Genomic DNA, 22,207 nt, shown 5'->3' with positions numbered 1-22,207 from the left:
ACGGCCCGTCCTCCCCCTGGGCCGTGCGGTGTGATCAGCACGACGGGCGCCGGATCTCGGGAGCGGTCCGGCGCCCGTCTACGCTGATTCGATGCGCATCGGCGTCATGGGTGGCACGTTCGACCCCATCCACCACGGTCACCTCGTGGCCGCGAGCGAGGTGCAGGCGAGGTTCGACCTGGACCGCGTGATCTTCGTGCCGACGGGTCAGCCCTGGCAGAAGGCGTCGCGCGAGGTGTCGCCGGCGGAGGACCGCTATCTGATGACGGTCATCGCCACGGCGTCCAACCCCCGGTTCTCGGTCAGTCGCGTGGACATCGACCGCGACGGCCCCACCTACACCGTGGACACGCTCACGGACCTGAAGGCGCAGTACCCGAACGCCGACCTGTTCTTCATCACCGGCGCGGACGCCCTCGAGCAGATCCTGTCCTGGAAACGCGCGGCGGACGCGTTCGCGTTGGCCCATTTCATCGGAGTCACCCGTCCGGGCTACACGCTGAACGACCACCACCTACCGCCGGGAGCCGTGTCGTTGGTCGAGGTCCCGGCCATGGCGATCTCCTCCACGGGCTGCCGCGCCCGCACCGCCTCAGGTCAGCCGGTGTGGTACCTGGTTCCGGACGGGGTGGTCCAGTACATCGCCAAGACGGGCTTGTACTCCGAGTCGTAATCACGTTCGAGTGGATTTTGCGTGCATCCTCGGTCTCGGGGAGCAACAATCGACGGGTTGTTGCTGGTTCGTGGAAGGCAAGACTTTGGCTACAGGCACCGTGAAGTGGTTCAACGCCGAGAAGGGGTTCGGCTTCATCGCCCCCGACGACGGCTCGGCTGACGTCTTCGTGCACTACTCGGAGATCCAGTCCAAGGGTTTCCGCTCGCTCGAGGAGAACCAGAAGGTCGAGTTCGAGGTCGGCCAGGGCCAGAAGGGCCCGCAGGCCCAGCAGGTCCGCCCGATCTAAGCATCGGCGCAGGTGAAGGCCACCTCAGGGCGCTGAGGTGGCCTTCGTCATGCGTGCGTGCGCACTACCAGTTGGCAGGCGCCGGTACCCTCAGTAACTCGTGTGGGCGTATCGACGCCCGCCGGAAGTCAGAGGAGTGACGTGGCAGCCACCGACGAGGCACGACGGCTGGCGCTGGTCGCGGCGAACGCAGCGGCCGACAAGAAGGCGCACGACGTTACGGTGCTCGACGTCTCCGACCAGCTCGTGATCACCGACGTGTTCGTGATCGCGTCCGCTCCGAACGAGCGGCAGGTCGGCGCGATCGTCGACAACATCGAGGAGAAGCTGCGGGAGGCCGGCACGAAGCCGGTGCGCCGCGAAGGAGCCCGCGAGGGCCGTTGGGTGCTGCTGGACTTCGTGGACGTCGTCGTGCACGTGCAGCACACGGAGGAGCGCAGCTTCTACGGCCTGGAGCGGTTGTGGAAGGACTGCCCGCGCATCGAGTTCGAAGCGGACGTCCCCGCCGACTCCACGGCTGAATAGAGGTAGCTGATGGCCCTGAGCCGGCTCGTGCTGTGGCGGCACGGTGAGACCGACTACAACGCGACCGGCCGTCTGCAGGGGCACCTGGACTCGGCGCTCACCGAGACCGGCTTGAACCAGGCCAGGTTCGCCGTCCCGGTGCTCGCCGGGTTCGAACCGGAGATCGTGGTGGCCTCCGATCTGCAACGTGCGCGCGAGACGGCGCGTGTGTTCACCACGTCCGCGGAAGTGCCGTTGCGCATCGACGAACGCCTGCGCGAGACGCACCTGGGCAAGTGGCAGGGGCTGACCACGGCCGAGGTGGAGCAGGAGTGGCCGGGCGCGGTCACCGTGTGGCGCACCGACCCGACGTACACGCCGCCGGACGGCGAGTCGCGCGTCGAGGTGGCCGAGCGGGCGATCAAGGTCGTGCAGGAGGTCGACGCGGAGTTCTCGCAGACCGCCCTGCTGTGCGCGCACGGTGGGCTGATCAGCGCTTTGACCGGGCGGTTGCTCGAACTGCCGGTCGCGAACTGGTCGCAGCTCGGCGGGATCTCGAACTGCCACTGGACCGTGTTCACCCGGCGCAACGACCGGTGGCGGCTCTCGTCGTACAACGCGGGCACCACGCGTTGAGACTGCTCGTCCTCGGGGACTCGCTGTCGTTCTTCGGGCCCTCGGGGCCGCTGCCCGCTGATCACCCGCGGTTGTGGCACAACATCTGTGCCGCTGCTCTGGGTGGTTCGGCGGAGCTGGCGGCCGGGTTCGGGTGGACGGCGCGGGACGCCTGGTGGGCGTTGACCGGGGATCCGCGGATTTGGTCGTTGCTGCCGTCGACGGACGTGTTGGTGTTCGCGGTGGGCAGCATGGACACGCTGCCGTCGCCGTTGCCGACATACCTGCGCGAGGGGTTGCGGTATGTGCGGCCCGACTGGTTACGACGATGGGTGCGTGCGCGGTACATCGCTGTGCAGCCGCTGTTGGCGCCGTACGCGCGCGTTGCTCTTCCTCCTGCGCTGACGGCCCGTTATCTGCGTGATTCGCTGCAGTCGGTGCGCAATCTTCAGTACACGATGCCCGCGGTCGGGATGGTGCCGTCGGTGCATCGGGCCGAGTCGTACGCATATGTGCACTCTGGACACGCGGCTGCGGTGCGGGCTGTGCGTGGGTGGGCCGCACGTGCGGATGTGCCGTTGCTGGACCTGCCCTCGGTGGTCGGACCGCACGTCCGGTCGGGTGCCGGCAACCCCGATGGGATGCACTGGGGCTGGGAAGGGCACGAACTGGTGGGCAAGGCGATGGCCGAACTCATCTCGTCCGTGGCGGTCAATCACACGGAGGAGTGAGGGCCGTAGGCTCGTCGCTCGTGCGCATCTCCATCGTCACCGACTCCACGGCTTATCTGCCCGAGGGGTTCGCGCAGCGCCATTCGATCACCGTGGTGCCGTTGCACGTGGCGGTGGACGGTGCCGGACGTCTCGACGGCGTCGACTTCGGCCCTGCTGAGCTGGCGGGTGCGTTGGCGGAGCACCGCCGTGTGACCACATCGCGTCCTACGCCCGGCGAGATGGCGGACGTGTATCGGGACGTGTTGTCGTCGTCCGACGCGATTGTGTCCGTTCATCTCTCGCGTGAGCTCTCCGGAACGTGGGAGGCGGCTCGGCTCGCTGCGGAGGAGATCGATCCGTCGCGAATCCGGGTGGTCGACTCGCGCTCGGCCGGCATGGGGCTCGGGTTCGCCGTGCTGCGGGCGTGCGCCGCGGTCACCGCCGGCCGGTCGGCTGCCGAGGTCGAGGACGCCGCCACCTCCGCGGCCGCCGAGACCAGGATGTTCTTCTGCGTCGAGACCCTGGACCACCTGCGCCGGGGTGGGCGGATCGGTGCGACCGCGGCTCTGGTGGGGACCGCGCTGGCCGTGAAGCCGCTGCTGCACGTCGACGACGGCCGGATCGTGCCGCTGGAGAAGGTGCGCACGATGAGCCGGGCCGTCGGGCGCCTGGTGGACCTCGCGGCCGCGGCGGCGGGCGATGGTCCCGTCGGCCTCGCCGTGCACCACCTGGCTGCCCCGGAACGTGCCGCTGAGCTGGCCACCCGCCTGGACGAACGGCTGGCCGGCTCGACCGGGTGCGTGATCTCGGAGGTGGGCGCGGTGATCGGTGCGCACACGGGTCCCGGCGTGCTGGGCGTCGTGGTGCTGCCCGGAGGACCGGACATCCTCCCACAGACCCCCGACAATTCCGCGTCCCCGAGCGGTGAGTGATCGCGACCTGTCCACAACCCGCGAGTAATCCACAGCCCAGCACTTCCCCCGCTCTCCCCACCCCTCCCACTCCGTAACTTCGCTCCCATGCTCCCCCGCCCCCACCCGGACGACAGCCCGAGCGAACGCCTGGCCGCACTGGCCGCCAAGGTCCGTGCCGACCCGACCCTCGTCTACGCGAACTCCGCCGACTCGACCGAACACGGCCACGGTCGCCGCTTCCGCCTGCCCCGCGTGCCTCGCCGCGGCCTGCTGGCGCTCGGCGTCGCGGTCGCCTGCACGGTGATCGGCCTGTCCACCTGGCTCCAGCGCCCGGCCGCCGAACCGGCACCCGACCTGGCCCTGGTCAGCACCAGCGCCCCGGCGCCGGAGCTCGTCGTGAACGTGATCGGCGAGGTCGTCACCCCCGGCCTGGTCACCGCCACCTCCGGCGCCCGCGTCGCCGACGCCCTGCGCCTCGCGGGCGGCATCCGCCCCGGCACCGACCTGCACGGCCTCAACCTCGCCCGCAAACTCGTCGACGGCGAGCAGATCGCCGTCGGCATCCCGCCCCCGCCGGCGGCCGTCGTGCCCACCAAGCTCAACCTGAACACCGCTTCGGCCACCGATCTCGACTCGCTGCCCGGTGTCGGCCCCGTCACCGCCCAGCGCATCGTCGACCACCGCACCCGCAAGGGCCCCTTCGCCTCCGTCGACGAGCTCCGCGACGTCGAAGGCATAGGCGACACCAAACTCTCCAAGCTCGCCGACCTCGTCCACACCTGACGTACCGGCGCCTCGCTGCTCCACCTCACCTCATCGAGAGGACCTCCCATGCCTACTCGTCCCGTTGTCATGCCCGAACCCGATCTCATCTGGCACCAGTACGCCCGGCCCGGCCTGCTGGCGTCCTGGGAGAGCCTGCGCACCCCGGTCGTGACCGTGCGCGAGTTCTTCCCGAACGGTCTGCCACACCGCAGGGTCCGGAAGCGTGTCGTGGCCGGTCGTGATCCCGCCGCCGAAGCCTCTCCCGAGAAGGAGAGGCCATGGCCCGCAGACACCCGGTGACCCACGACTACCGCCTGGTCCCCGCGGCCACCGCGGTGTGGGCGACCGCTCTGGCCGGCCTCTTCCTCAGCTGGCAGGCGGCGGTCCTCATCGGACTTCTCACCGGTGGGATCGGCCTGGCCGCCTGGCGCAGGGCCTGGTGGCCGAAGACCTGCGCGATCGCCCTCCTGCTCTCCGGCCCGATGGCCGGGGCCTGGGTCGGCGGCAACGTCCTGAGGGCCGAGACGCACCCGCTTCGGCTGGCCGCCGACGAAGGCCGCTCCACCACGCTGACCGCGGAGCTCAGCACGCGACCACGAGGCATCCGGGCGGCGGGGTTCGGCGGTCACCAGGCGGGCGTGGACCACGTCGTCATCACCGCGACGGCGAACGGCGCCACCATCGTCATCCTGGCGCCGGCCGAGAAGTGGCGAGACCTGGTGCCGGGCCAGGAGGTCACGGTCAAGGGCTCGCTCGCGCCGCCCAGGCCGGGTGATCTCACCTCAGCCCTGCTCCGAGTGCGCGGTCCGCCGGTCGACCCACGGCCGCCACCGGCCTGGCAACGCTGGGCCGACCACCTCAGAGACGGTCTGAGCAGGGCCAGCGCGAGCCTCGACGCCGAGGAGGCGGGGCTGCTGCCCGCGTTGGTGGTGGGCGACACCGAACACGTGGTGCCGCGCATCGTCGACGAGTTCCGGACGGCAGGCCTGGCGCACCTGCTCGCGGTGAGCGGCGCGAACCTCGCCATCGTCTGCGGCGCGGTCTACCTGCTGCTGCGGAAGACCGGTCCGCGCAAGGCGGCGGTGGGTGCGCTGGTGGCACTGGTCTGCTTCGTGGTCTTGGCCGGTCCCGAACCCAGCGTGCTGCGGGCCGCGGTGATGGGTGCCGTCGCGTTGCTGGCGCTGTTCCTCGGCCGGGAACGCTCGGCGCTGCCGTCGCTGGCCACGGCTGTGCTGGCCTTGGTGCTGATCGATCCGGCGCTGGGTGCTGATCCGGGGTTCGCGTTGTCCGTCACGGCGACGGCGGCGTTGGTGCTCGTCGCCCCGCGGTGGGCGCGTCAGCTGAAGGAACGCGGTGTGCCGCAAGGGTTCGCCGAGGCGCTCGCCGTGCCGGCGGTCGCCAGCCTCGCCACGGCTCCGCTGGTGGTGGGGTTGTCCGGGCAGATCAGCCTGGTCTCGGTGCTCGCGAACCTGCTCGTCGCACCGGTGGTGGCACCGGCGACGGTGCTGGGTGTGCTGGCGGCGGCCGTCGCGCCGCTGTACCCGCCCGCGGCCGAGGTGGTCGTGCACGTCGCCGGACCGGCGGTGACGTGGCTGATCCTGGTCGGCCGGCACGCGGCGGCGGTACCGGGTGCCGCGGTGAGCTGGCCGGAGGGCTGGGTCGGCGGGCTCGCGCTCGTCGTGGTCACCGCAGTCGTCTTCCTGTTGCTGCGGAACAAGAAGACACGAGTGCTGACGGTTGCGGTGCTCGTGGGCGGCTTCGTGGCGTTGGTGCCGATGCGCACCATCGCGCCGATGTGGCCGCCGGCCGGTTGGAAGGTCGTCAGCTGCAACGTCGGTCAGGGCGATGCGCTCGTGCTGGCCACGGCCGAGGCGGACCGCGCGGTGGTGGTCGACACCGGGCCCGATCCCGGCGCGCTCGACCGGTGCCTGAAGACGTTGGGGATCAAGCGGATCCCGTTGATCGTGCTCTCGCACCTGCACGCCGACCACATAGGCGGCTTGCAGGCGGCGCTCACCGGGCGTGCGGTGGGGGCGGTGGCCGTGGGGCCGCTCAAGGAGCCGGAGTGGGCGTGGAGGGAGGTCCGCAGACAGGCGCACGCGAGCGGCGTGCGGGTGGTGGAACCGAAGGCCGGCGAGCGATTCGCCTGGCCGGGACTGGAACTGGAGGTGCTGGGGCCGCGAAGACAGCCGGTCGCCGCGGAGACGAACACGGTCGTGAACGACTACTCGCTCGTGCTGCGCGCGACCACTCCGGCCGGCCGGGTGCTGCTCACCGGTGACGTCGAACTGGCAGGCCAGGCGGCGTTGCTGGGGGAGCGGGACCTGGAGGCCGACGTGCTCAAGGTGCCTCACCACGGTTCCCGCTACTCGTTGCCCGCGTTCCTGAAACGCGTGCGGCCGCGGGTCGCCCTGGTGAGCGTCGGCACGGGCAACCGCTACGGCCACCCGAGCCCGCAGGTGATCGACGCACTGCGGGCGGGAGGCGCCCTCGTGTTGCGCACGGACAAGGACGGCGACCTGGCGGTGTTGCCAGGAAGCCGAGTCGTACGAAGGAAGAGGAGAACCGAGATGGACCAGACCTGGATCAGGCTCTACAACGCGCGCTACCCGATCCCCGGCGGCAGCCCCGGCTTCGCCTGGGCCATGTGGCAGCCCGGTTACCACGCCACCCCGTGGCCGCACGACGAGCTCAAACCCGATTTCGCCTACTACCTCTGCGAAACACTCGACGACGGCACCCGCGCCATCACCCACCGTGCGCGCACCACCCACGTCCTGCCGCCGACCGAGGCCGAGAGCCCGGAGGCCGCCTACGACCTGGTCGCGGAGCACGTGTTCGACGACGGCCTGCGCATCGCCCCGAACGTCTGGCACGAGTACCACTACAACGTTCTCAAGGGCGAAGCCCCGTGGCCGCAACGCATCACGGCTTGGCGCGCGGAGGTGGAGCCGGTCGGGCCGCACGTGCACGAGGAGCTGCGCCGGTTCCCGCGCACGGGCTGGACGAAGTCGGACTCGATCGCCCTGTGAGACGACGCGGGCCGGGGACGCGAACGTCCCCGGCCCGGGAGGAGGTGGTCAGCTGACGGCTCAGCCCAGCGCCTTGAGCACGGCCTCCGCCGACGGCGGTACCGTCGCGCGCGGTCCGATCGTGTCGCCGAGCGCGTCCAGGGTCTTCAGCCCGTCACCCGTGATCAGCAGGACGGTCTCGCCGTCGGGGTCGATCTGCCCGGTCTCGACGAGCTTCTTCGCGGTCGCCACGGTCACGCCACCGGCGGTCTCGGCGAAGATGCCCTCGGTGCGGGCGAGGAGCTTGATGCCCTCGACGACCTCTTCGTCGGTCACGTCCTCGATGGCGCCGTTGGTGCGGCGGACCGTGTCGAGCACGTACGGGCCGTCGGCGGGGGCGCCGATCGCCAGGGAGCGGGCGATGGTATCGGGGCGGACCGGGCGGATGACGTCGTGGCCTTCTTTGAAGGCGGTGGCGACCGGCGAGCAGCCGGTGGCCTGGGCGCCGAACACGCGGTACGGGGTGGCCTCGACGAGGTCGAGCTGGCCGAGCTCCCGGAAGGCCTTGTCGACCTTGGTGAGCTGGGAGCCGGAGGCGACCGGGACGACGATCTGGTCGGGCAGGCGCCAGCCGAGCTGTTCGGCGACCTCGTAGCCGAGGGTCTTGGAGCCTTCCGCGTAGTACGGGCGGACGTTGACGTTCACGAACGCCCAGTCCTCGTGCTCGGCGGCGAGTTCCTGGGCCAGGCGGTTGACATCGTCGTAGTTGCCGTCGACCGCGATGAGGGCGCCTTCGTAGACGGCGCTCATGAGGATCTTGGCGCGTTCGAGGGAGGAGGGGACCAGGACGACGGACTCCCAGCCGGCGCGGGCGGCGGCTGCGGCGACGGCGTTGGCGAGGTTGCCGGTGGAGGGGCAGGCCAGGACTTTGAAGCCGAGCTCGCGGGCGGCGGCCAGGGCCACGCCGACCACGCGGTCCTTGAAGGAGTGGGTGGGGTTGCCGGTGTCGTCCTTCACCCAGACCTTGCGGATGCCCAGTGCCTTGGCGAGGCGGTCGGCCTCGACCAGGCGGGTGCCGCCGGGGTCGGTGTTCGGGTGCTGTTCCACAGTGGACGGAACGGGGAGGAGGCCGCGGTAGCGCCAGATCGACCTGGGGCCGGCTTCGATGTCCTCGCGCCGGATCTTGCCGAAGTCGTAGGCCACTTCCAGCGGCCCGAAACACTCCAGACATGCGTATTCCGGAGCGAGAGGAGTCTCATTCCCGCACTCGCGGCACAGCAGCGCGCGGGCCGGGCCGAGGTCGAACTTGGTGCTCGTGGGCACAGAGACAGCAGTCATCGCGAGGTATCTCCTCATCTTTCCCGCGAAAGTGGAAAACGGGTCGGAATTGGCACCGTGATCGTCTGCGCGTAGCGCTGACGCCGGTTGCCGGGGCTTCTTCGGGCCGGTCCCTCTGCCCCTCTGGATGAGCGGTGTTCAGTTGTGGCTCTCAAGCTACGGCAACGGTCCGTTGCTCGGCCACAGACGTCCACGATCCGGGACGTGGGAGGATGCGGAGCGTGAGCGCACCGGAGTCACTGCACCTCGTCGTCGGCGAGGAGGAGTTGCTGGTTGAACGCGCAGTTCGGGCGGCTCTCGAGGCAGCCCGCACGGCCGATCCGACCGCCGACCTGACCCGTGTGCAGGTGAGCGATCTCACGCCGCCGGAGCTGGCCGAGCTGGTGAGTCCGTCGCTGTTCGCCGAGGGCCGCGTGATCGTCCTGCAGAACGCGCAGGACATCAGCAAGGAGATCGCCGACACGGTGCTCTCCTACCTCAAGGCGCCCGCGGACGGGGTCACGCTCGTCGTCCTGCACACCGGTGGTGGCCGCAGCAAGGCGGCCAAGGACCTGCCGGGTCAGCTCAAGAAGGCGGGCGCGGCGGTCACCGAGTGCGCCAAGATCACCAAGCCCGCCGAGCGCGAGTCGTTCGTGCGCAACGAGGTGCGGCAGGCCGGCGGCAAGATCGACCCCGAGGCGGTGGCGACGCTCATCGACGCCGTGGGCACGAACCTGCGCGAGCTCGCCGCGGCGGCCTCGCAGCTGGTCTCCGACACCGACGGCAAGGTGACGGTCGAGGAGATCCGCCGCTACCACCAGGGCAAGGCCGAGGTGACCGGGTTCGCCGTCGCGGAGAAGGCCGTCACCGGTGACCGGGCGGGCGCGATGGAGTCGCTGCGCTGGGCCATGCAGCTCGGTGTGCCACACGTGCTGGTCGCCGATGCCCTGGCGGACGCGGTGCGGACGGTCGCACGCGTGTCCGCGGTGGGCAGGGCCGACCCGTTCAGCCTCGCCGGCCCGCTCGGCATGCCGCCGTGGAAGATCAAGAAAGCTCAGGCACAGGCCCGCGGCTGGGACCAGACGGGGCTGGCCGACGCGATGCATGTGGTCGCTGGCCTCAACGCCGACGTGAAAGGCGTGGCGGCCGACGCCGACTACGCCCTGGAACGCGCCGTGCTGAGGATCGTCGCCGCACACGGCCGTCGCTAGCACCCTCGTGGCGGTCGCCCGCCGCCTGCGAACGCCCGAACATCGACGTCGTGGTTGATGGCAACGTGGTGCACGGGACTGTTCACGGCTCGGTCGTGCAGGCGCAGACCGTGCACGGTGGCGTGCACATCCACGCACCGGAGCTGACCGTGCCGCGCCAGTTGCCGCACGGAGCCGCACAAATCGTGGGGCGTGCTGGCGAGTTGGACGAGATGGCCGCATGTGCCGAGCGCGTCATGGTGATCATCGGAATGGCCGGTGTCGGCAAGACCGCCCTGTGCCTGCGGTGGGCGCGAGAGGTCGCCGATGACTTCCCGGACGGCCAGCTCTACGTCGACCTGCGCGGGTTCGACCCGTCCCAGCCGCCGGTCGCGGTCGCCGAGGCGGTCCGCGGGTTCCTCGACGGGTTCGGGGTGTCGCCAGAGCGCATCCGCCCGGATGTCGCGGCCCAGGTGAACCTGTACCGCAGCCTCGTCGCGGACCGGAAGGTCTTGGTGGTGCTGGACAACGCGCGACGCGGAGCAAGTTCGCCCGTTGCTGCCAGCCGGTCGGGACTGCGTCACCGTGATCACAAGCCGCACCGAGCTGACCGGTCTGCTGGTCGACGGTGGTGTTCGCCGGGTGGCGCTCGGGCTGCTCGGCCAGTCCGACGCGCGGGTGCTCATCGCCGACCGTGCGGCCGGTGTGGCGGAGGACGACGCGGTCGGGGAGTTGGCGGCGATGTGCGCGGGTCTGCCGCTCGCACTCGCGATCATCGCGGCGCAGGCCGCACAGCACCGGTTCCCGCTGCGGACCCTGGTGCGTCAGCTGCGCTCGGAGGGACGGCTGCTGGACGCACTCGACACCGGCGATGTCCGGACCACCGCGCGGGCGGTGCTCTCGTGGTCGTACGAGACGCTTTCGCCTGGTGCACAACGACTGTTCCGCTATCTCGGGCTGATGACCGGGGCGGACATCGCGTGGCCGGCGATGGCGTCGTTGATCGGGACGCGGAGCCGGACCCTGCTCGCGGAGCTGCTGCGGGCGAACCTCGTCGAGGAGTACCTGCCCGGCCGGTTCCGGCTGCACGACCTGCTCCGCGAGTACAGCGCCGGCCTGCTGGCCGAGGAGACCGAGCAGGACCGGCTCGCGGCGTGCACCAGGATGGTCGACTCGTACCTGCACGGTGCGTTGGCCGCTGACGTGGCGCTGAAGGCACAGCGGTTGCGCATCACCGTGCCGCCGGCAGGACCCGGTGTGGAAGTCCCGGCGATCACGGACTACCTGAGCGGGCTCGACTGGTTCGCCGAGGCCAAGGCCTGTCTGATGCTCGGACGGACGTTGTTGCGCCAGGACCGGCAGCACGACGCCGAGGGCATGTTCCAGAGCGCGCTTCGGTTGTTCCGCGAGTTCGGCGGTGCCGCCGAGGAGGCCGACGTCCTGACCTCCATCGCCACGTTGCACCTGCTGCGGTGGCAGATCGAGGACGCGGCCGCCGCTGCGCGCGAGGCGTTGTCGCTCGCGGAGACCGTGCGGCAGCTCAACTGCCAGGCCGCCGCCCTGCGGATCATCGGGCGGTGCGACCTGGAACGCGGCGACCACGAGCAGGCGGTCGAGCGGTGCACGGCCGCGTTGGAGCTCTACCGCGTCACCGGGGACACCGAGGGCGAGGCCGCTGCGCAACGGTGGCTGGGCACGGCGTACCGGAAGCTCGGCAGATGGGACGAGTCGGTGCGGCACCACGAGCGGTCGTTGGAGATCGACATCGACCTGGGCGACGACTACTACGTCGCGGTCGTTCTCGACCAGCTGGGACTCACCTACGTGGCCATGGGGCGCCAGACGGATGCCGAGTCGGCCTGGCAGCACTCGGTGGCCATCCTCGACTACCTGGACCACCCGCAGGCCGACACCGTCCGCGCCCGGCTGCTCAAGAACGAGGGATCCCGATCAGGTACTGAGCCCCGGTGAAGCCGCGTTCGACGCCGATGGTCCACGTGAACGACTCGGTGCCGTCAAGACCGTCCACCATGGAACGCAGCTCGCCGCGTCCGTACATGCGCAGGAACGACACAACGCTGTCGAAGAACATCATGAACGGCAGCACCGGCACCAAGTACGTCAAAACCAGCCGCAACAGGTACCGCGGCAACGGATTGCGCTGGAACGGCGCCGCCAGCAACACGGCCAGCGTCGTGAAGAACGGGAACAGCAGCACGTACAGCCACGACCGCTTGGTGTCGACGATGACGATCGGCGATCGGGTGTCGACGGCGTTCTGCAGCATCCGACGAGCCAACGCAGGCGGGAAGTGGTGGAAGGCGCCGTAGATCGTGCGCGTGCCAGGCACCCGGCAGTCGGTCGCGTCGACTGACGACGACTCGTGGTCCACCGAACAACACGACGGCAGCACGCGCCGGTTCGAAGCCTCGACGCGCTCAAAAGCGCCCACGTTCGGCACGAGGTCGGTCAGCGTCACAGACGTGTGGATGCCCTCGCGGTGCAACCGGCGTTGGATGAGCGGCACCGGCCCACCGGACCCGGCGCACAGGTCGACGATCCGCGGATCGGCCCCCTCGCGCAACGCACGCGCCAACGGCCGCGCGTACTCCCGGGCGGCGTCCGTGAGCCGGTAGATGGTCGTGATGGACTCCGTGTGCAGAGTTCGCAACACGGGCGGCGTCCGGTCGAGGTCGTGGAGCTCGACGAAGTGAATGCGCGGGAGCGACTCCATGACCCCCATCCCTACCAGAACAGCAAGAAGGGCCCGCTCAACGAGGAGCAGGCCCTTCTCGACGGCTCAGTGTGAGCGGAATCAGCCCTCGAGCTGGTTCGCGCGCAGCGCCATCGCCGACTTCTTGTTGGCGGCCTGGTTGGCGTGGATGACGCCCTTGGTGGCGGCCTTGTCGAGCTTGCGGGACGCGTCCTGCAGCAGCTCCAGGGCCTTCGCCTTGTCACCGGCCTCGGCAGCCTCGCGGAACTTGCGGATGGCCGTCTTGAGGGACGACTTGACCGACTTGTTGCGCAGGCGCGCCTTCTCGTTGGTCTTGATCCGCTTGAGCTGGGACTTGATGTTCGCCATGCGACATCACCCTTCGTGTCGAAACCGGAGTTCGTGACGCGCTTGGTCGGCACCAGCCAACGACTGGGTCTCCTCCACGGCGGAGCGCCGCGCGTTCACGACGACGAAGGATATCAGGCCAGCTCAGCGCACCGTGAACCCGGCCTTGTCCGCGCCCACCACGGCCTCGTACGCACCGCGCGCGACCTCACGCCGTCCGGAGCCGTCCACGTCGCCGACGGTCAACGCCAGCTGGGACAGCTTGAACGACACCTCGACCTGTTTCGACTGCCCAGCGGCCAGTTCCACGCGGGTGAAACCCACCAGCCGCAGGTCGGGCGTGAGCACCGGGGACGCCGGTTGCCGCACGTGGACCGGCACGATCGCCGTTCCCGCGCGCCCGCCGGTGTTCGCCACCGTGAACTTCACCACGCCGTCGCCGCGCGAGGTCGAAGCGGTCACCGCGGAGGTGGTGAACGACGTGTACGACAGCCCGTGCCCGAAGGCGTAGAGCGGGTCGTACTTGGCGTTCGCCGCGGTGTTGGCGCCCGGCAGCTGGTCGTAGGTCAGTGTCGGGTCGCCCAGCGCCTTGGGCCACGAGATCGGCAGCTTGCCGCTCGGGTTCACCGCGCCGAACAGCACGTCGGCGATGGCCCGGCCGCCCTCGCTGCCCGGCAACCAGCCCGCGACCAGCGCGTTCGCGTCCGCGGCGGAACCCAGCACCTGAGGGCGGGCGGTGAGCAGCACCACGACCACCGGCTTGCCGGTCGCCTGCACCGCGTCGACCCACGTCTGCTGCTCCGGCGTCAGCACCGGGTTCTCGGTGTCGGCCGGTCCCTCGGCGCCCGGCTTCTCGCCCAGCACGACGACCACCGCGTCCGCACCCCCGCTCGGCCACCGCCGCGGCTTGGGTCGGCGCGTGCACGACCGACGCGCCAGGAGCGGCCTCGCGCACGCCGGTCAGCACGGTCGCGGTCGGCGGCAGCGGTGAGTCCTCCGGCACGCCCTGCCACTCGACGGTCCAGCCACCGAGCTGACGGCGCACGTCGTCGGCGGTCTCACCGGTCACGACGATCTTCTTCGCCGCGCCCGCGTCCAACGGCAGCACGCCGTCGTTCTTCAGCAGCACCGTGCTCTCCGCGGCCGCCTGACGCGCCAGCGAGCGGTCCACGTTCACCACGTTGCCGTCGGCCTTCGCCGGGTCCACGTACGGCTTCTCGAACAGCCCCAGGTCGAACTTGAGCTTCAGCACCCGCCGCACCGCCTGGTCGATCCGCCCGCGCGAGACCGACCCGTCGCGCACGTTCGCCAGCAGCAACGACGTGAACTCGGCCGCGTTCGACGGCTCCATCGCCATGTCCACGCCGGCGTTGACGCTCATCGCGATCGCGGTCTTGTAGTCCGGCGCGATCTTGTGCCGGTCCACCAGGTACCGCATGTCCTGCCAGTCCGACACCGCGACGCCCTTGAAGCCCATCTTGTCGCGCAGCTGCGTCTGCAGCATGTACTTCGACGCGTGCACCGGCACCCCGTTGAGCGAGCCGGAGTTGATCATCACGGTCTTCACGCCCGCGTCGAACTGCGCCTGGAACGGCGGCAGCACCACGTCCTGCAGCTGCCGCACCGGAATCTGCGCGGCACCGCGGTCGTGCCCGTTCGCCGGCGCCGAGTAGCCCGCGAAGTGCTTGGCCGTCGCGGTCAACTGCGCCGTGTCGTCCACATGGGACTGTTGCCCGCGCACGTTCGCCGCCGCCAGCTGCCCGGCCAGGAACGGGTCCTCGCTGTACGTCTCGTAGTAACGGCCCCACCGCGTGTCACGCGCGATGTCGGACACGGGCGCGAAGTTCCAGAACACGCCGGTCGCGCGCAACGCCTTCGACGCGGACACACCGATCTGCTCCTGCAGGCCGGGGTTCCACGTCGCGCCGAGCCCGATCTGGTGCGGGAACATCGTCGCGGAGATGACGTTGTTGTGCCCGTGCACGCCGTCGGAGCCGTAGATGATCGGGATCTTCAACCTGTTGTTCTCCAACGCATAGCGCTGGATCGCGTTGTTCATCTCGGCCCACGCACGCGGCGTGTTCTCCAACGGCGCGTCACCACCACCGGACAGGATCGAGCCGACGTGCGCGTCCGCCAGGACCGCCTTCAGGCACGAGTCCACCAACGGTCCGTTGACGTTGTTGCAGTCACCGCGCAGCTTCCCGACGCGGATCTGGGCCATCTGCCCGATCTTCTCCTCGAGCGTCATCCTCCGCAGCAGGTCCTCGACCCGCCGCTCCGACGACGCCCGCGCGTCGAGGTAGATCTCCTTGCCCGCCGCCTGACCACCTGCCTGGGTCAGCGACGCGATCAGCACACCAACGCCCACCGCGCCGAACATGGCGCGCTTGCGAGAAAACAATGACAAGACTCCTCCACGTTCCCGGTGCGCCCGCCGCACACCATCGCGTGGAGGACTCCGCTGAAAACACCTCCGAACGGTGGAACTGGCCCGGAAGCGGTTTCATGCTGGTGAAACGCCTGTTCAACCGCCCAGGATGCTGCGCGTCAAAGACTGTTTCTCATCCAGCAGCTCGCCCAGCGCGGTCGTGATCGTGGCCTCGTCCAGCCGCACCCGCGCCACCCCGGGCTGCTCGTCCAGCGCGATGAGCGTCGCCCGCCGCACGAGCTCCTTCACGAACGACGCCGTCACACCCTCGCTCGCCGCCACGACCGCGGAGGCGTCCGGCAGGTCGAGGTCCGTGCCCGCCGCGTAGAGGCGCAGCAGCCGCTCCCGGCCGTCCGCGTCCGGCTTCGGCACGTTCATCGCGAGGTCGATCCGGCCCGGACGTTGCGCGAGGGCCTCCTCCATCGCCTCCACGCGGTTCGTGGTGAGCACGAACGTCACGTCGGCCTCGGAACCGATGCCGTCCATCTCGTTCAGCAGCTCGAACAACGCGGGGTTGCCCGACGACGTGTGCCTGCGGTCCTCGGCGATCAGGTCGACGTCCTCGACGACGACCACGGCCGGCTCCAGCTTCCGCGCGAGTGCCGTCGCTACTTTGAGGAACCGGAACATCGCCACGCCGCTCAGCACAATCACCGTCGAGGACTCCAAACGCCCCAACAGGTACCGGATCGTGTGCGTCTTGCCGGTGCCGGGAGGGCCGTAGAGGAGGAGCCCTCGTTTCAGATGCTGGCCGTGCGCGCGTAGCCGTTCGCTCTGAGACGCCGTGCGCACCACATGACGTTCGATCGCCTCAAGAACACCCTCGGGCAGAACGACGTCCTCAGGCCGCAACGACGGCCGTGGCAGGAACGTGAGCAGCTGGTTGTTCCGGTGCTCACTGATCCCGAACGCCATCACCTTGCCCTGGAACAGGTTGTGCCGGGCGATGTGCCGCTCCACCTCTTCACGGGTGGCCGTCGCGATCTCCCGGGAGGCCGCGAGCACCTGCAGCGAACAGCGGTTGTCGCCGCGTTCCTCGACCGGCCCCTGCACGGCGACCACGACCGGTTCGCCACCGGGAGACCGTGAGGCGACCAGACCCAGTTGCACCGCCTCGACAGCGGTGTCCGGGCCGGTCGCCACGGTCGTGTAGTCGACGGCGCCGAGCTGGTGGCTCCCGTCGGCCGTGCCCAGCATGTCCACCAGCGCCATGTGCGAGCGGTTGCCGGCGATCCCGAACCACTCCGCCCCCGCGGAGTGCTCCTTCAGGTAGGTCTCGATGCCGTGGTGCACGTTCACGTGCTCCCAGCCCGAGAACTTGGCCGTCACGGTCGGGACCTGCGCCATCGGGATGCCGATGTGCCCCGTCACCTTCCGGACCAGCGTCGACTCCGCGCCGTCGGAGACCAGTTTCCTGGCCTCCTCCAGCAACCCCTGCAGAGCCGCCGCGAGCGATCGTGCGTCGGACGTGTGGAGATCTGTCACCCGGTCGAACGTACGCACTACTCGCGCGGTTCGTCCTCGTCCTTCTGGTCCGGCTTCTTCGGCGGCCTCCCCCGGCGAGGCATCTTCTTCACCTCACCGGGCAGCCGGCCCGCGTCCGCCAGCGCACGCCGCAGCAGGAACTCGATCTGCGCGTTGGTGCTGCGCAGCTCGTCGTTCGCCCACCTGCTCAACGCGTCGTGCACGGCCGGATCGAGCCTGAGCAGAACGCTTTTGCGCTCCGCCATCAGGTGTACAGAGACCCGGTGTTCACCACGGGCTGAGTGGAGCGGTCACCGCACAGGACGACGAGCAGGTTCGACACCATCGCCGCCTTGCGTTCCTCGTCGAGCTCCACGACGTCGTGCGCGGCGAGCCGCTCCAACGCGAGCTCCACCATGCCCACGGCACCCTCGACGATCCGGGTCCGTGCCGCGACGACCGCGCCGGCCTGCTGCCGCTGCAACATGGCGTGGGCGATCTCCGGTGCGTACGCGAGGTGCGTCAGCCGCGACTCGATCACCTTGACGCCCGCGGACTGCACGCGTGCGGAGATCTCGATCGCGAGCGTCTCGGTGATCTCGTCCGCGTTCTCCCGCAGCGACAGGCCGGCTTCCTCGTGGTTGTCGTACGGGTAGCTGGTCGCGATGTGCCGGACCGCGGTCTCCGTCTGGATCCCCACGAACCGCACGAAGTCGTCCACCTCGAACCGTGCGCGCGCCGTGTCCTCGACCTGCCACACGACCACGGCGGCGATCTCGATCGGGTTGCCGTCCGCGTCGTTGACCTTGAGCGTCTGCGTCTCGTGGTTGCGGATGCGGGTGGAGATCTTCTGCCGCGTCGTCAGCGGGTTCGCCCACCGCAAGCCGTCCGAGCGCACCGTGCCGACGTACCGGCCGAGGAACTGCAGCACGCGCGCCTCACCGGGCGCGACGGTGAACAGCCCCCGCAGGAGCAGCGCCGCCGCGAGGAAGACCAGCACCCCCGCGATCAGCAGACCGGCTGACGGCTCGTTCGCGTCGGCGGCCCTGACCCCCTCGATGATCGCCCACACGCCCACCGCAACCACCGCCAACCCAGCGAAGAACATCGGTAGACCGGCAATCTCCCGCGCGTGCTTCTCACGAACGGCAGGTGCCGGCATGTGCACTGTCGTGTCGATCGTCGCGCTCATCCAGACCCCCTAGCGAAGTAGTAGCTAAGTGATATCACTTTTTTCGGGATGATCGCAAGTTAGGCTGGTCCGCATGAGGGCGAAGAAGCAGCGTGTGGCGGCCTACGGGGTGTGCATCAACGACGCCGACGAGATCCTGCTGGCGCGCTGGCTTGGCCCTAAGGGCAAACGTTGGATCCTGCCCGGCGGCGGCATCGACCACGGTGAGCACCCGTACGACGCGGTCGTCCGGGAGTTCGAGGAGGAGACCGGGTACGCGGTCGAGGTGCTGCGGCTGATCGGCATCGACTCGGAGCTCCGCGAGGAGTTCCACCGCGACTACCACGCACTTCGCATCATGTACGAGGTCAGGATCGTGGGCGGCGAGCTGCGCAACGAGGTGGGCGGCACCACCGACCTCGCCCAGTGGCACCCGGTCGCAGACGTCGGACAACTGGAACGAGTGCCCTCCCTCGACACCGCTCTCGGTCTGTACCGGACCGCCCCACCCTCGGGAATCTTGCGGTAGCTTGCTCCTACCGCCGCCGACTTGCCCACAACGGAGTCGGCGAATGATCCGATCACTGGCCGCAATCGCCGCGGCCGCCCTGCTGTCGTCCTTCGTGCACGTACCGGCGCACGCCGCCGTCGTCGCGGTGTCGAGCACGGCCTCGCTGCAGGCCGCCATCGACACCGCCCGGTCAGGTCAGCGCATCGAGCTGGCCGACGGCGTGCACGCCGGGACCATCAAGATCACCAGGTCCGACATCACCGTCGCCGCGCGACGGGCCGGCGGCACCGTGTTCACCAGCGGTGGCTTCGCGCTCGGCGCCGTGCGTGGCGTGACCGTCGAGGGCTTCGTCTTCGACGGGACCAGCACGATGTCGGTCCCGGTCGAGGCCCAGGCCACCCGCATCACCCGCAACACCTACAACGGCAACAAGGACGGCGCCTCTCTCACGGTGAGCGCCGACGACGTGCAGGTCGACCACAACACGTTCTCGAACCGCAGCAACGAGGGCGTGTACCTGCAGGTCACCGGGTCCGGCACCGAGATCGCCAAGCGGACCTGGATCCACCACAACTACTTCTACAACCACTCGTTCTCCGGTTCGAACGGCGGTGAGTCGATCCGGCTCGGCTACAGCCACAAGCAGTCGAAGTCGGCGTACGCGGTCATCGAGCACAACCTGTTCGAGAAGGCCAACGGCGACCCCGAGGCGATCTCGGTGAAGTCCTCGGACAACACCGTCCGCTTCAACACCATTCGCGACAGCAAGGGCTACATCGTCCTGCGCCACGGCAACCGCACGGCCGTGGAGGGTAACCTGCTGTTCGGCAGTGGCATCCGGTTCCACGGGAACGACCACAAGGTGTTCAACAACTACGTGCAGAACACAGGTGACCGCGCGATCGTGTTCGGCAAGGGCTCGGAGACGGACAGCGGGCCGACCTCCACCTCGCACGACCGTCCCGACCGCGTGACGGTCGCGTTCAACACCCTGGTCGGCTCCGGCGCCGTGGTCGACAGCGACACCGGTACTCATGCGCCGAAGGACTGCGTGCTCGCGAACAACGTCATCCAGGGCTCGTCGTCGAAGCTCGTCGACATGATGAGCGGCTCGACGGTGAAGTACGAGGGCAACATCGTGTGGGGCGGCACCGCCGGCATGCCGAACGGCTACAAGACGGTGGACCCGAAGCTCGTGCGTGACGCGAACGGTCTGCTGCGTCTCGCGTCTGGAAGCCCTGCGGTGAACGCGTCGGTGGGCACCTACTCCTATGTGACGCGGGACTTCGACCTTCAGGCGCGCTCCGGCACGCGTGATGTCGGGGCGGATGAGTACAACTCGTCGGCGGTGCGGAAGCCGCTGACGAAGGCCGACGTCGGGGTCTCCGCACCCTGACGAACGCGTTTGTCCTGGTAGCCGCCCGTGTGGCGGTTACCGGGACCCCCGATTTGGAGATCGAAACAGGCCCGTGTAATGTTCTCCATGTCAGAGCGAAGCGGGCCGGAAATACCAACCGGCACGGGCCTGGCCAAAAAACCGGAAGAGAAAGAGCCTCCGAGAGGCCGATTTGACACCGGACAGCGAGACCAAATAAGCTTCAAACACAGCCCCGAGAGAAAGCCTCCGGAAACGGAGACTGGAACCGGTGAGCGCGTGTTCTTTGAGAACTCAACAGCGTGCCGATAACACAGCCAGTAATATATGAATTACCTCCTCGTCGAGGTAGTTCCTTTGAGTAGAACAGATTGATGCCAGACATATTCCGTCTGGAGCGATCAAACACAATCCTTATTGGAGAGTTTGATCCTGGCTCAGGACGAACGCTGGCGGCGTGCTTAACACATGCAAGTCGAGCGGTAAGGCCCTTCGGGGTACACGAGCGGCGAACGGGTGAGTAACACGTGGGTAACCTGCCCTGTACTCTGGGATAAGCCTTGGAAACGAGGTCTAATACCGGATACGACCACAGATCGCATGATCAGTGGTGGAAAGTTCCGGCGGTATGGGATGGACCCGCGGCCTATCAGCTTGTTGGTGGGGTAATGGCCTACCAAGGCGACGACGGGTAGCCGGCCTGAGAGGGTGACCGGCCACACTGGGACTGAGACACGGCCCAGACTCCTACGGGAGGCAGCAGTGGGGAATATTGCACAATGGGCGAAAGCCTGATGCAGCGACGCCGCGTGAGGGATGACGGCCTTCGGGTTGTAAACCTCTTTCAGCAGGGACGAAGCGCAAGTGACGGTACCTGCAGAAGAAGCACCGGCTAACTACGTGCCAGCAGCCGCGGTAATACGTAGGGTGCGAGCGTTGTCCGGAATTATTGGGCGTAAAGAGCTCGTAGGCGGTTTGTCGCGTCGGCCGTGAAAACTTGGGGCTTAACCCCGAGCCTGCGGTCGATACGGGCAGACTTGAGTTCGGCAGGGGAGACTGGAATTCCTGGTGTAGCGGTGAAATGCGCAGATATCAGGAGGAACACCGGTGGCGAAGGCGGGTCTCTGGGCCGATACTGACGCTGAGGAGCGAAAGCGTGGGGAGCGAACAGGATTAGATACCCTGGTAGTCCACGCCGTAAACGGTGGGTGCTAGGTGTGGGGGACTTCCACGTCCTCCGTGCCGCAGCTAACGCATTAAGCACCCCGCCTGGGGAGTACGGCCGCAAGGCTAAAACTCAAAGGAATTGACGGGGGCCCGCACAAGCGGCGGAGCATGTGGATTAATTCGATGCAACGCGAAGAACCTTACCTGGGCTTGACATGGACTAGAAATCCTCAGAGATGAGGGCTCCCTTGTGGCTGGTTCACAGGTGGTGCATGGCTGTCGTCAGCTCGTGTCGTGAGATGTTGGGTTAAGTCCCGCAACGAGCGCAACCCTCGTTCCATGTTGCCAGCACGTAATGGTGGGGACTCATGGGAGACTGCCGGGGTCAACTCGGAGGAAGGTGGGGATGACGTCAAGTCATCATGCCCCTTATGTCCAGGGCTTCACACATGCTACAATGGCCGGTACAAAGGGCTGCTAAGCCGTGAGGTGGAGCGAATCCCATAAAGCCGGTCTCAGTTCGGATCGGGGTCTGCAACTCGACCCCGTGAAGTCGGAGTCGCTAGTAATCGCAGATCAGCAACGCTGCGGTGAATACGTTCCCGGGCCTTGTACACACCGCCCGTCACGTCACGAAAGTCGGTAACACCCGAAGCCCGTGGCCCAACCAGCAATGGGGGGAGCGGTCGAAGGTGGGACTGGCGATTGGGACGAAGTCGTAACAAGGTAGCCGTACCGGAAGGTGCGGCTGGATCACCTCCTTTCTAAGGAGCATCTACCAGTGTTCGGAGCAAACGTCTCCGCGCTGGTCAGAACCACACCGGCCTCGATGCCGGGTGGGCTCATTAGTGGATGCTGGCTGGCATGACGGCTTGTTGCCGGATGAGTGAGTACTGCGGTTTACCGCGTGGAAAGGTCATCTGGGGGCTAGCTGGATTGATCGGTACGCTGTTGGGTCCTGAGAGAACACGCTTTGTGTGTCTTTCGGTGATCGGTCATCAGACGCGGATGAACCACCTGGCATTGGTCAGGCCGG

At 68.4% G+C, this 22,207-nt stretch carries 21 protein-coding genes, 1 rRNA gene, 1 pseudogene and 1 riboswitch; of the genes and pseudogenes, 14 read left to right on the top strand and 9 right to left on the bottom strand.

From position 1 onward, the window contains the following. Window positions 1–91: 91 nt before the first annotated feature. The 9 genes from nadD (at window position 92) to BBK82_RS04330 (ending at window position 7,505) form a co-directional block, all read left to right on the top strand. Window positions 92–673 carry a nicotinate-nucleotide adenylyltransferase gene (gene nadD / locus BBK82_RS04370; RefSeq protein ID WP_071812526.1) on the top strand — a complete coding sequence of 194 codons (582 nt, stop codon included), beginning with the start codon at window positions 92–94 and terminating at the stop codon, window positions 671–673. A gap of 85 nt (window positions 674–758) precedes the next feature. Beyond that, window positions 759–962 (top strand): transcription antiterminator/RNA stability regulator CspE, encoded by a 204-nt coding sequence (gene cspE / locus BBK82_RS04365; RefSeq protein WP_053735596.1) that lies wholly within the window; start codon window positions 759–761, stop codon window positions 960–962. Between the two features lie 141 nt (window positions 963–1,103). After that, the gene (gene rsfS, locus BBK82_RS04360) at window positions 1,104–1,487 is read left to right on the top strand and encodes a ribosome silencing factor (RefSeq protein WP_045316502.1); all 384 of its coding nucleotides are present in this window, start codon (window positions 1,104–1,106) and stop codon (window positions 1,485–1,487) included. Between the two features lie 9 nt (window positions 1,488–1,496). After that, the gene (locus tag BBK82_RS04355) at window positions 1,497–2,102 is read left to right on the top strand and encodes a histidine phosphatase family protein (RefSeq protein WP_065913843.1); all 606 of its coding nucleotides are present in this window, start codon (window positions 1,497–1,499) and stop codon (window positions 2,100–2,102) included. Further along, entirely contained in the window at window positions 2,063–2,812 is a 750-nt protein-coding gene (octT, locus tag BBK82_RS04350; RefSeq protein WP_065913842.1) for a diglucosylglycerate octanoyltransferase, read from the top strand. Before BBK82_RS04355 ends, octT begins: the two co-directional genes overlap by 40 nt. 20 nt (window positions 2,813–2,832) lie before the next feature. Continuing rightward, complete coding sequence (locus tag BBK82_RS04345) at window positions 2,833–3,726, top strand: DegV family protein (protein ID WP_065913841.1); 894 nt, start codon at window positions 2,833–2,835, stop codon at window positions 3,724–3,726. An 87-nt stretch (window positions 3,727–3,813) separates the two neighbouring features. Further along, window positions 3,814–4,491 carry a ComEA family DNA-binding protein gene (locus BBK82_RS04340; protein ID WP_065913840.1) on the top strand — a complete coding sequence of 226 codons (678 nt, stop codon included), beginning with the start codon at window positions 3,814–3,816 and terminating at the stop codon, window positions 4,489–4,491. A 48-nt stretch (window positions 4,492–4,539) separates the two neighbouring features. Further along, the gene (locus tag BBK82_RS04335; protein ID WP_154697059.1) at window positions 4,540–4,773 is read left to right on the top strand and encodes a hypothetical protein; all 234 of its coding nucleotides are present in this window, start codon (window positions 4,540–4,542) and stop codon (window positions 4,771–4,773) included. Next, window positions 4,752–7,505: a DNA internalization-related competence protein ComEC/Rec2 gene (locus BBK82_RS04330; RefSeq protein WP_083267773.1), complete on the top strand. Its 2,754-nt coding sequence runs from the start codon at window positions 4,752–4,754 to the stop codon at window positions 7,503–7,505. The genes BBK82_RS04335 and BBK82_RS04330 overlap by 22 nt, the downstream gene beginning before the upstream one ends. 60 nt (window positions 7,506–7,565) lie before the next feature. Here BBK82_RS04330 and thrC read toward each other — a convergent pair whose 3' ends face one another. Beyond that, window positions 7,566–8,822 (bottom strand): threonine synthase, encoded by a 1,257-nt coding sequence (thrC, locus tag BBK82_RS04325; RefSeq protein WP_065913837.1) that lies wholly within the window; start codon window positions 8,820–8,822, stop codon window positions 7,566–7,568. Between the two features lie 11 nt (window positions 8,823–8,833). Beyond that, a riboswitch (SAM riboswitch) is annotated at window positions 8,834–8,956 on the bottom strand. Between the two features lie 78 nt (window positions 8,957–9,034). Between thrC and holA the strand changes: the two genes are divergently transcribed. Beyond that, on the top strand, window positions 9,035–10,012 hold the full coding sequence (gene holA, locus BBK82_RS04320) for a DNA polymerase III subunit delta (RefSeq protein ID WP_065913836.1): 978 nt from the start codon (window positions 9,035–9,037) through the stop codon (window positions 10,010–10,012). Here holA and BBK82_RS49720 read toward each other — a convergent pair. Further along, window positions 10,009–10,584, bottom strand: a complete 576-nt coding sequence (locus tag BBK82_RS49720; RefSeq protein WP_154697058.1) for a hypothetical protein — start codon at window positions 10,582–10,584, stop codon at window positions 10,009–10,011. The genes holA and BBK82_RS49720 overlap by 4 nt on opposite strands. Here BBK82_RS49720 and BBK82_RS04310 point away from each other — a divergent pair. Next, window positions 10,577–11,962: a tetratricopeptide repeat protein gene (locus tag BBK82_RS04310; protein WP_154697057.1), complete on the top strand. Its 1,386-nt coding sequence runs from the start codon at window positions 10,577–10,579 to the stop codon at window positions 11,960–11,962. The two genes, BBK82_RS49720 and BBK82_RS04310, sit on opposite strands and share 8 nt — an antisense overlap. On the opposite strand, the gene BBK82_RS04305 is transcribed toward BBK82_RS04310, so the two are convergent. The 7 genes and pseudogenes from BBK82_RS04305 to BBK82_RS04265 form a co-directional block, all read right to left on the bottom strand. After that, on the bottom strand, window positions 11,922–12,725 hold the full coding sequence (locus tag BBK82_RS04305) for a class I SAM-dependent methyltransferase (RefSeq protein ID WP_154697056.1): 804 nt from the start codon (window positions 12,723–12,725) through the stop codon (window positions 11,922–11,924). The genes BBK82_RS04310 and BBK82_RS04305 overlap by 41 nt on opposite strands. Before the next feature lie 81 nt (window positions 12,726–12,806). Beyond that, window positions 12,807–13,073 (bottom strand): 30S ribosomal protein S20, encoded by a 267-nt coding sequence (gene rpsT / locus BBK82_RS04300; RefSeq protein ID WP_030468084.1) that lies wholly within the window; start codon window positions 13,071–13,073, stop codon window positions 12,807–12,809. 123 nt (window positions 13,074–13,196) lie between these two features. Then, window positions 13,197–13,916: a glycoside hydrolase family 3 C-terminal domain-containing protein gene (locus tag BBK82_RS56600; RefSeq protein ID WP_418287500.1), complete on the bottom strand. Its 720-nt coding sequence runs from the start codon at window positions 13,914–13,916 to the stop codon at window positions 13,197–13,199. 94 nt (window positions 13,917–14,010) lie between these two features. After that, window positions 14,011–15,276: pseudogene (locus tag BBK82_RS56595) on the bottom strand (glycoside hydrolase family 3 protein); the annotation flags it as partial. 303 nt (window positions 15,277–15,579) lie between these two features. Then, window positions 15,580–16,968: an AAA family ATPase gene (locus BBK82_RS04275; RefSeq protein WP_065920805.1), complete on the bottom strand. Its 1,389-nt coding sequence runs from the start codon at window positions 16,966–16,968 to the stop codon at window positions 15,580–15,582. A gap of 17 nt (window positions 16,969–16,985) precedes the next feature. Then, window positions 16,986–17,213 (bottom strand): type II toxin-antitoxin system antitoxin, encoded by a 228-nt coding sequence (locus tag BBK82_RS04270; protein WP_065913828.1) that lies wholly within the window; start codon window positions 17,211–17,213, stop codon window positions 16,986–16,988. Then, window positions 17,213–18,139, bottom strand: a complete 927-nt coding sequence (locus tag BBK82_RS04265; RefSeq protein ID WP_065913827.1) for an SPFH domain-containing protein — start codon at window positions 18,137–18,139, stop codon at window positions 17,213–17,215. Before BBK82_RS04265 ends, BBK82_RS04270 begins: the two co-directional genes overlap by 1 nt. Window positions 18,140–18,212: 73 nt before the next feature. On the opposite strand from BBK82_RS04265, the gene BBK82_RS04260 reads away from it, so the two are divergent. The 3 genes from BBK82_RS04260 to BBK82_RS04250 all read left to right on the top strand — a co-directional run bounded on the left by BBK82_RS04260 (window position 18,213) and on the right by BBK82_RS04250 (window position 21,935). Continuing rightward, window positions 18,213–18,647, top strand: a complete 435-nt coding sequence (locus BBK82_RS04260) for an NUDIX hydrolase (protein ID WP_065913826.1) — start codon at window positions 18,213–18,215, stop codon at window positions 18,645–18,647. Window positions 18,648–18,690: 43 nt separating this feature from the next. After that, a complete protein-coding gene (locus BBK82_RS04255) occupies window positions 18,691–20,025 on the top strand; it encodes a polysaccharide lyase 6 family protein (protein WP_065913825.1) in 1,335 nt (444 codons plus the stop codon). 393 nt (window positions 20,026–20,418) lie between these two features. Beyond that, a 16S ribosomal RNA gene (locus BBK82_RS04250) occupies window positions 20,419–21,935 on the top strand. Window positions 21,936–22,207 lie beyond the last annotated feature (272 nt).

The organism is Lentzea guizhouensis (assembly GCF_001701025.1).
Taxonomy (GTDB): domain Bacteria; phylum Actinomycetota; class Actinomycetes; order Mycobacteriales; family Pseudonocardiaceae; genus Lentzea; species Lentzea guizhouensis.
The sequence above is the reverse complement of the archived record's forward strand: the minus strand, read 5'-3'. Positions and strand labels throughout refer to the sequence as shown.

Excerpts from the sequence above, each read along its gene's own strand:
- nadD (WP_071812526.1), top strand. The coding sequence starts at position 92 with ATGCGCATCGGCGTCATGGGTGGCACGTTCGACCCCATCCACCACGGT.
- BBK82_RS04355 (WP_065913843.1), top strand. The coding sequence starts at position 1,497 with ATGGCCCTGAGCCGGCTCGTGCTGTGGCGGCACGGTGAGACCGACTAC.
- BBK82_RS04340 (WP_065913840.1), top strand. The coding sequence starts at position 3,814 with ATGCTCCCCCGCCCCCACCCGGACGACAGCCCGAGCGAACGCCTGGCC.
- BBK82_RS04335 (WP_154697059.1), top strand. The coding sequence starts at position 4,540 with ATGCCTACTCGTCCCGTTGTCATGCCCGAACCCGATCTCATCTGGCAC.
- BBK82_RS04330 (WP_083267773.1), top strand. The coding sequence starts at position 4,752 with ATGGCCCGCAGACACCCGGTGACCCACGACTACCGCCTGGTCCCCGCG.
- thrC (WP_065913837.1), bottom strand. The coding sequence starts at position 8,822 with ATGACTGCTGTCTCTGTGCCCACGAGCACCAAGTTCGACCTCGGCCCG.
- holA (WP_065913836.1), top strand. The coding sequence starts at position 9,035 with ATGCGGAGCGTGAGCGCACCGGAGTCACTGCACCTCGTCGTCGGCGAG.
- BBK82_RS04305 (WP_154697056.1), bottom strand. The coding sequence starts at position 12,725 with ATGGAGTCGCTCCCGCGCATTCACTTCGTCGAGCTCCACGACCTCGAC.
- rpsT (WP_030468084.1), bottom strand. The coding sequence starts at position 13,073 with ATGGCGAACATCAAGTCCCAGCTCAAGCGGATCAAGACCAACGAGAAG.
- BBK82_RS04270 (WP_065913828.1), bottom strand. The coding sequence starts at position 17,213 with ATGGCGGAGCGCAAAAGCGTTCTGCTCAGGCTCGATCCGGCCGTGCAC.
- BBK82_RS04265 (WP_065913827.1), bottom strand. The coding sequence starts at position 18,139 with ATGAGCGCGACGATCGACACGACAGTGCACATGCCGGCACCTGCCGTT.
- BBK82_RS04260 (WP_065913826.1), top strand. The coding sequence starts at position 18,213 with ATGAGGGCGAAGAAGCAGCGTGTGGCGGCCTACGGGGTGTGCATCAAC.
- BBK82_RS04255 (WP_065913825.1), top strand. The coding sequence starts at position 18,691 with ATGATCCGATCACTGGCCGCAATCGCCGCGGCCGCCCTGCTGTCGTCC.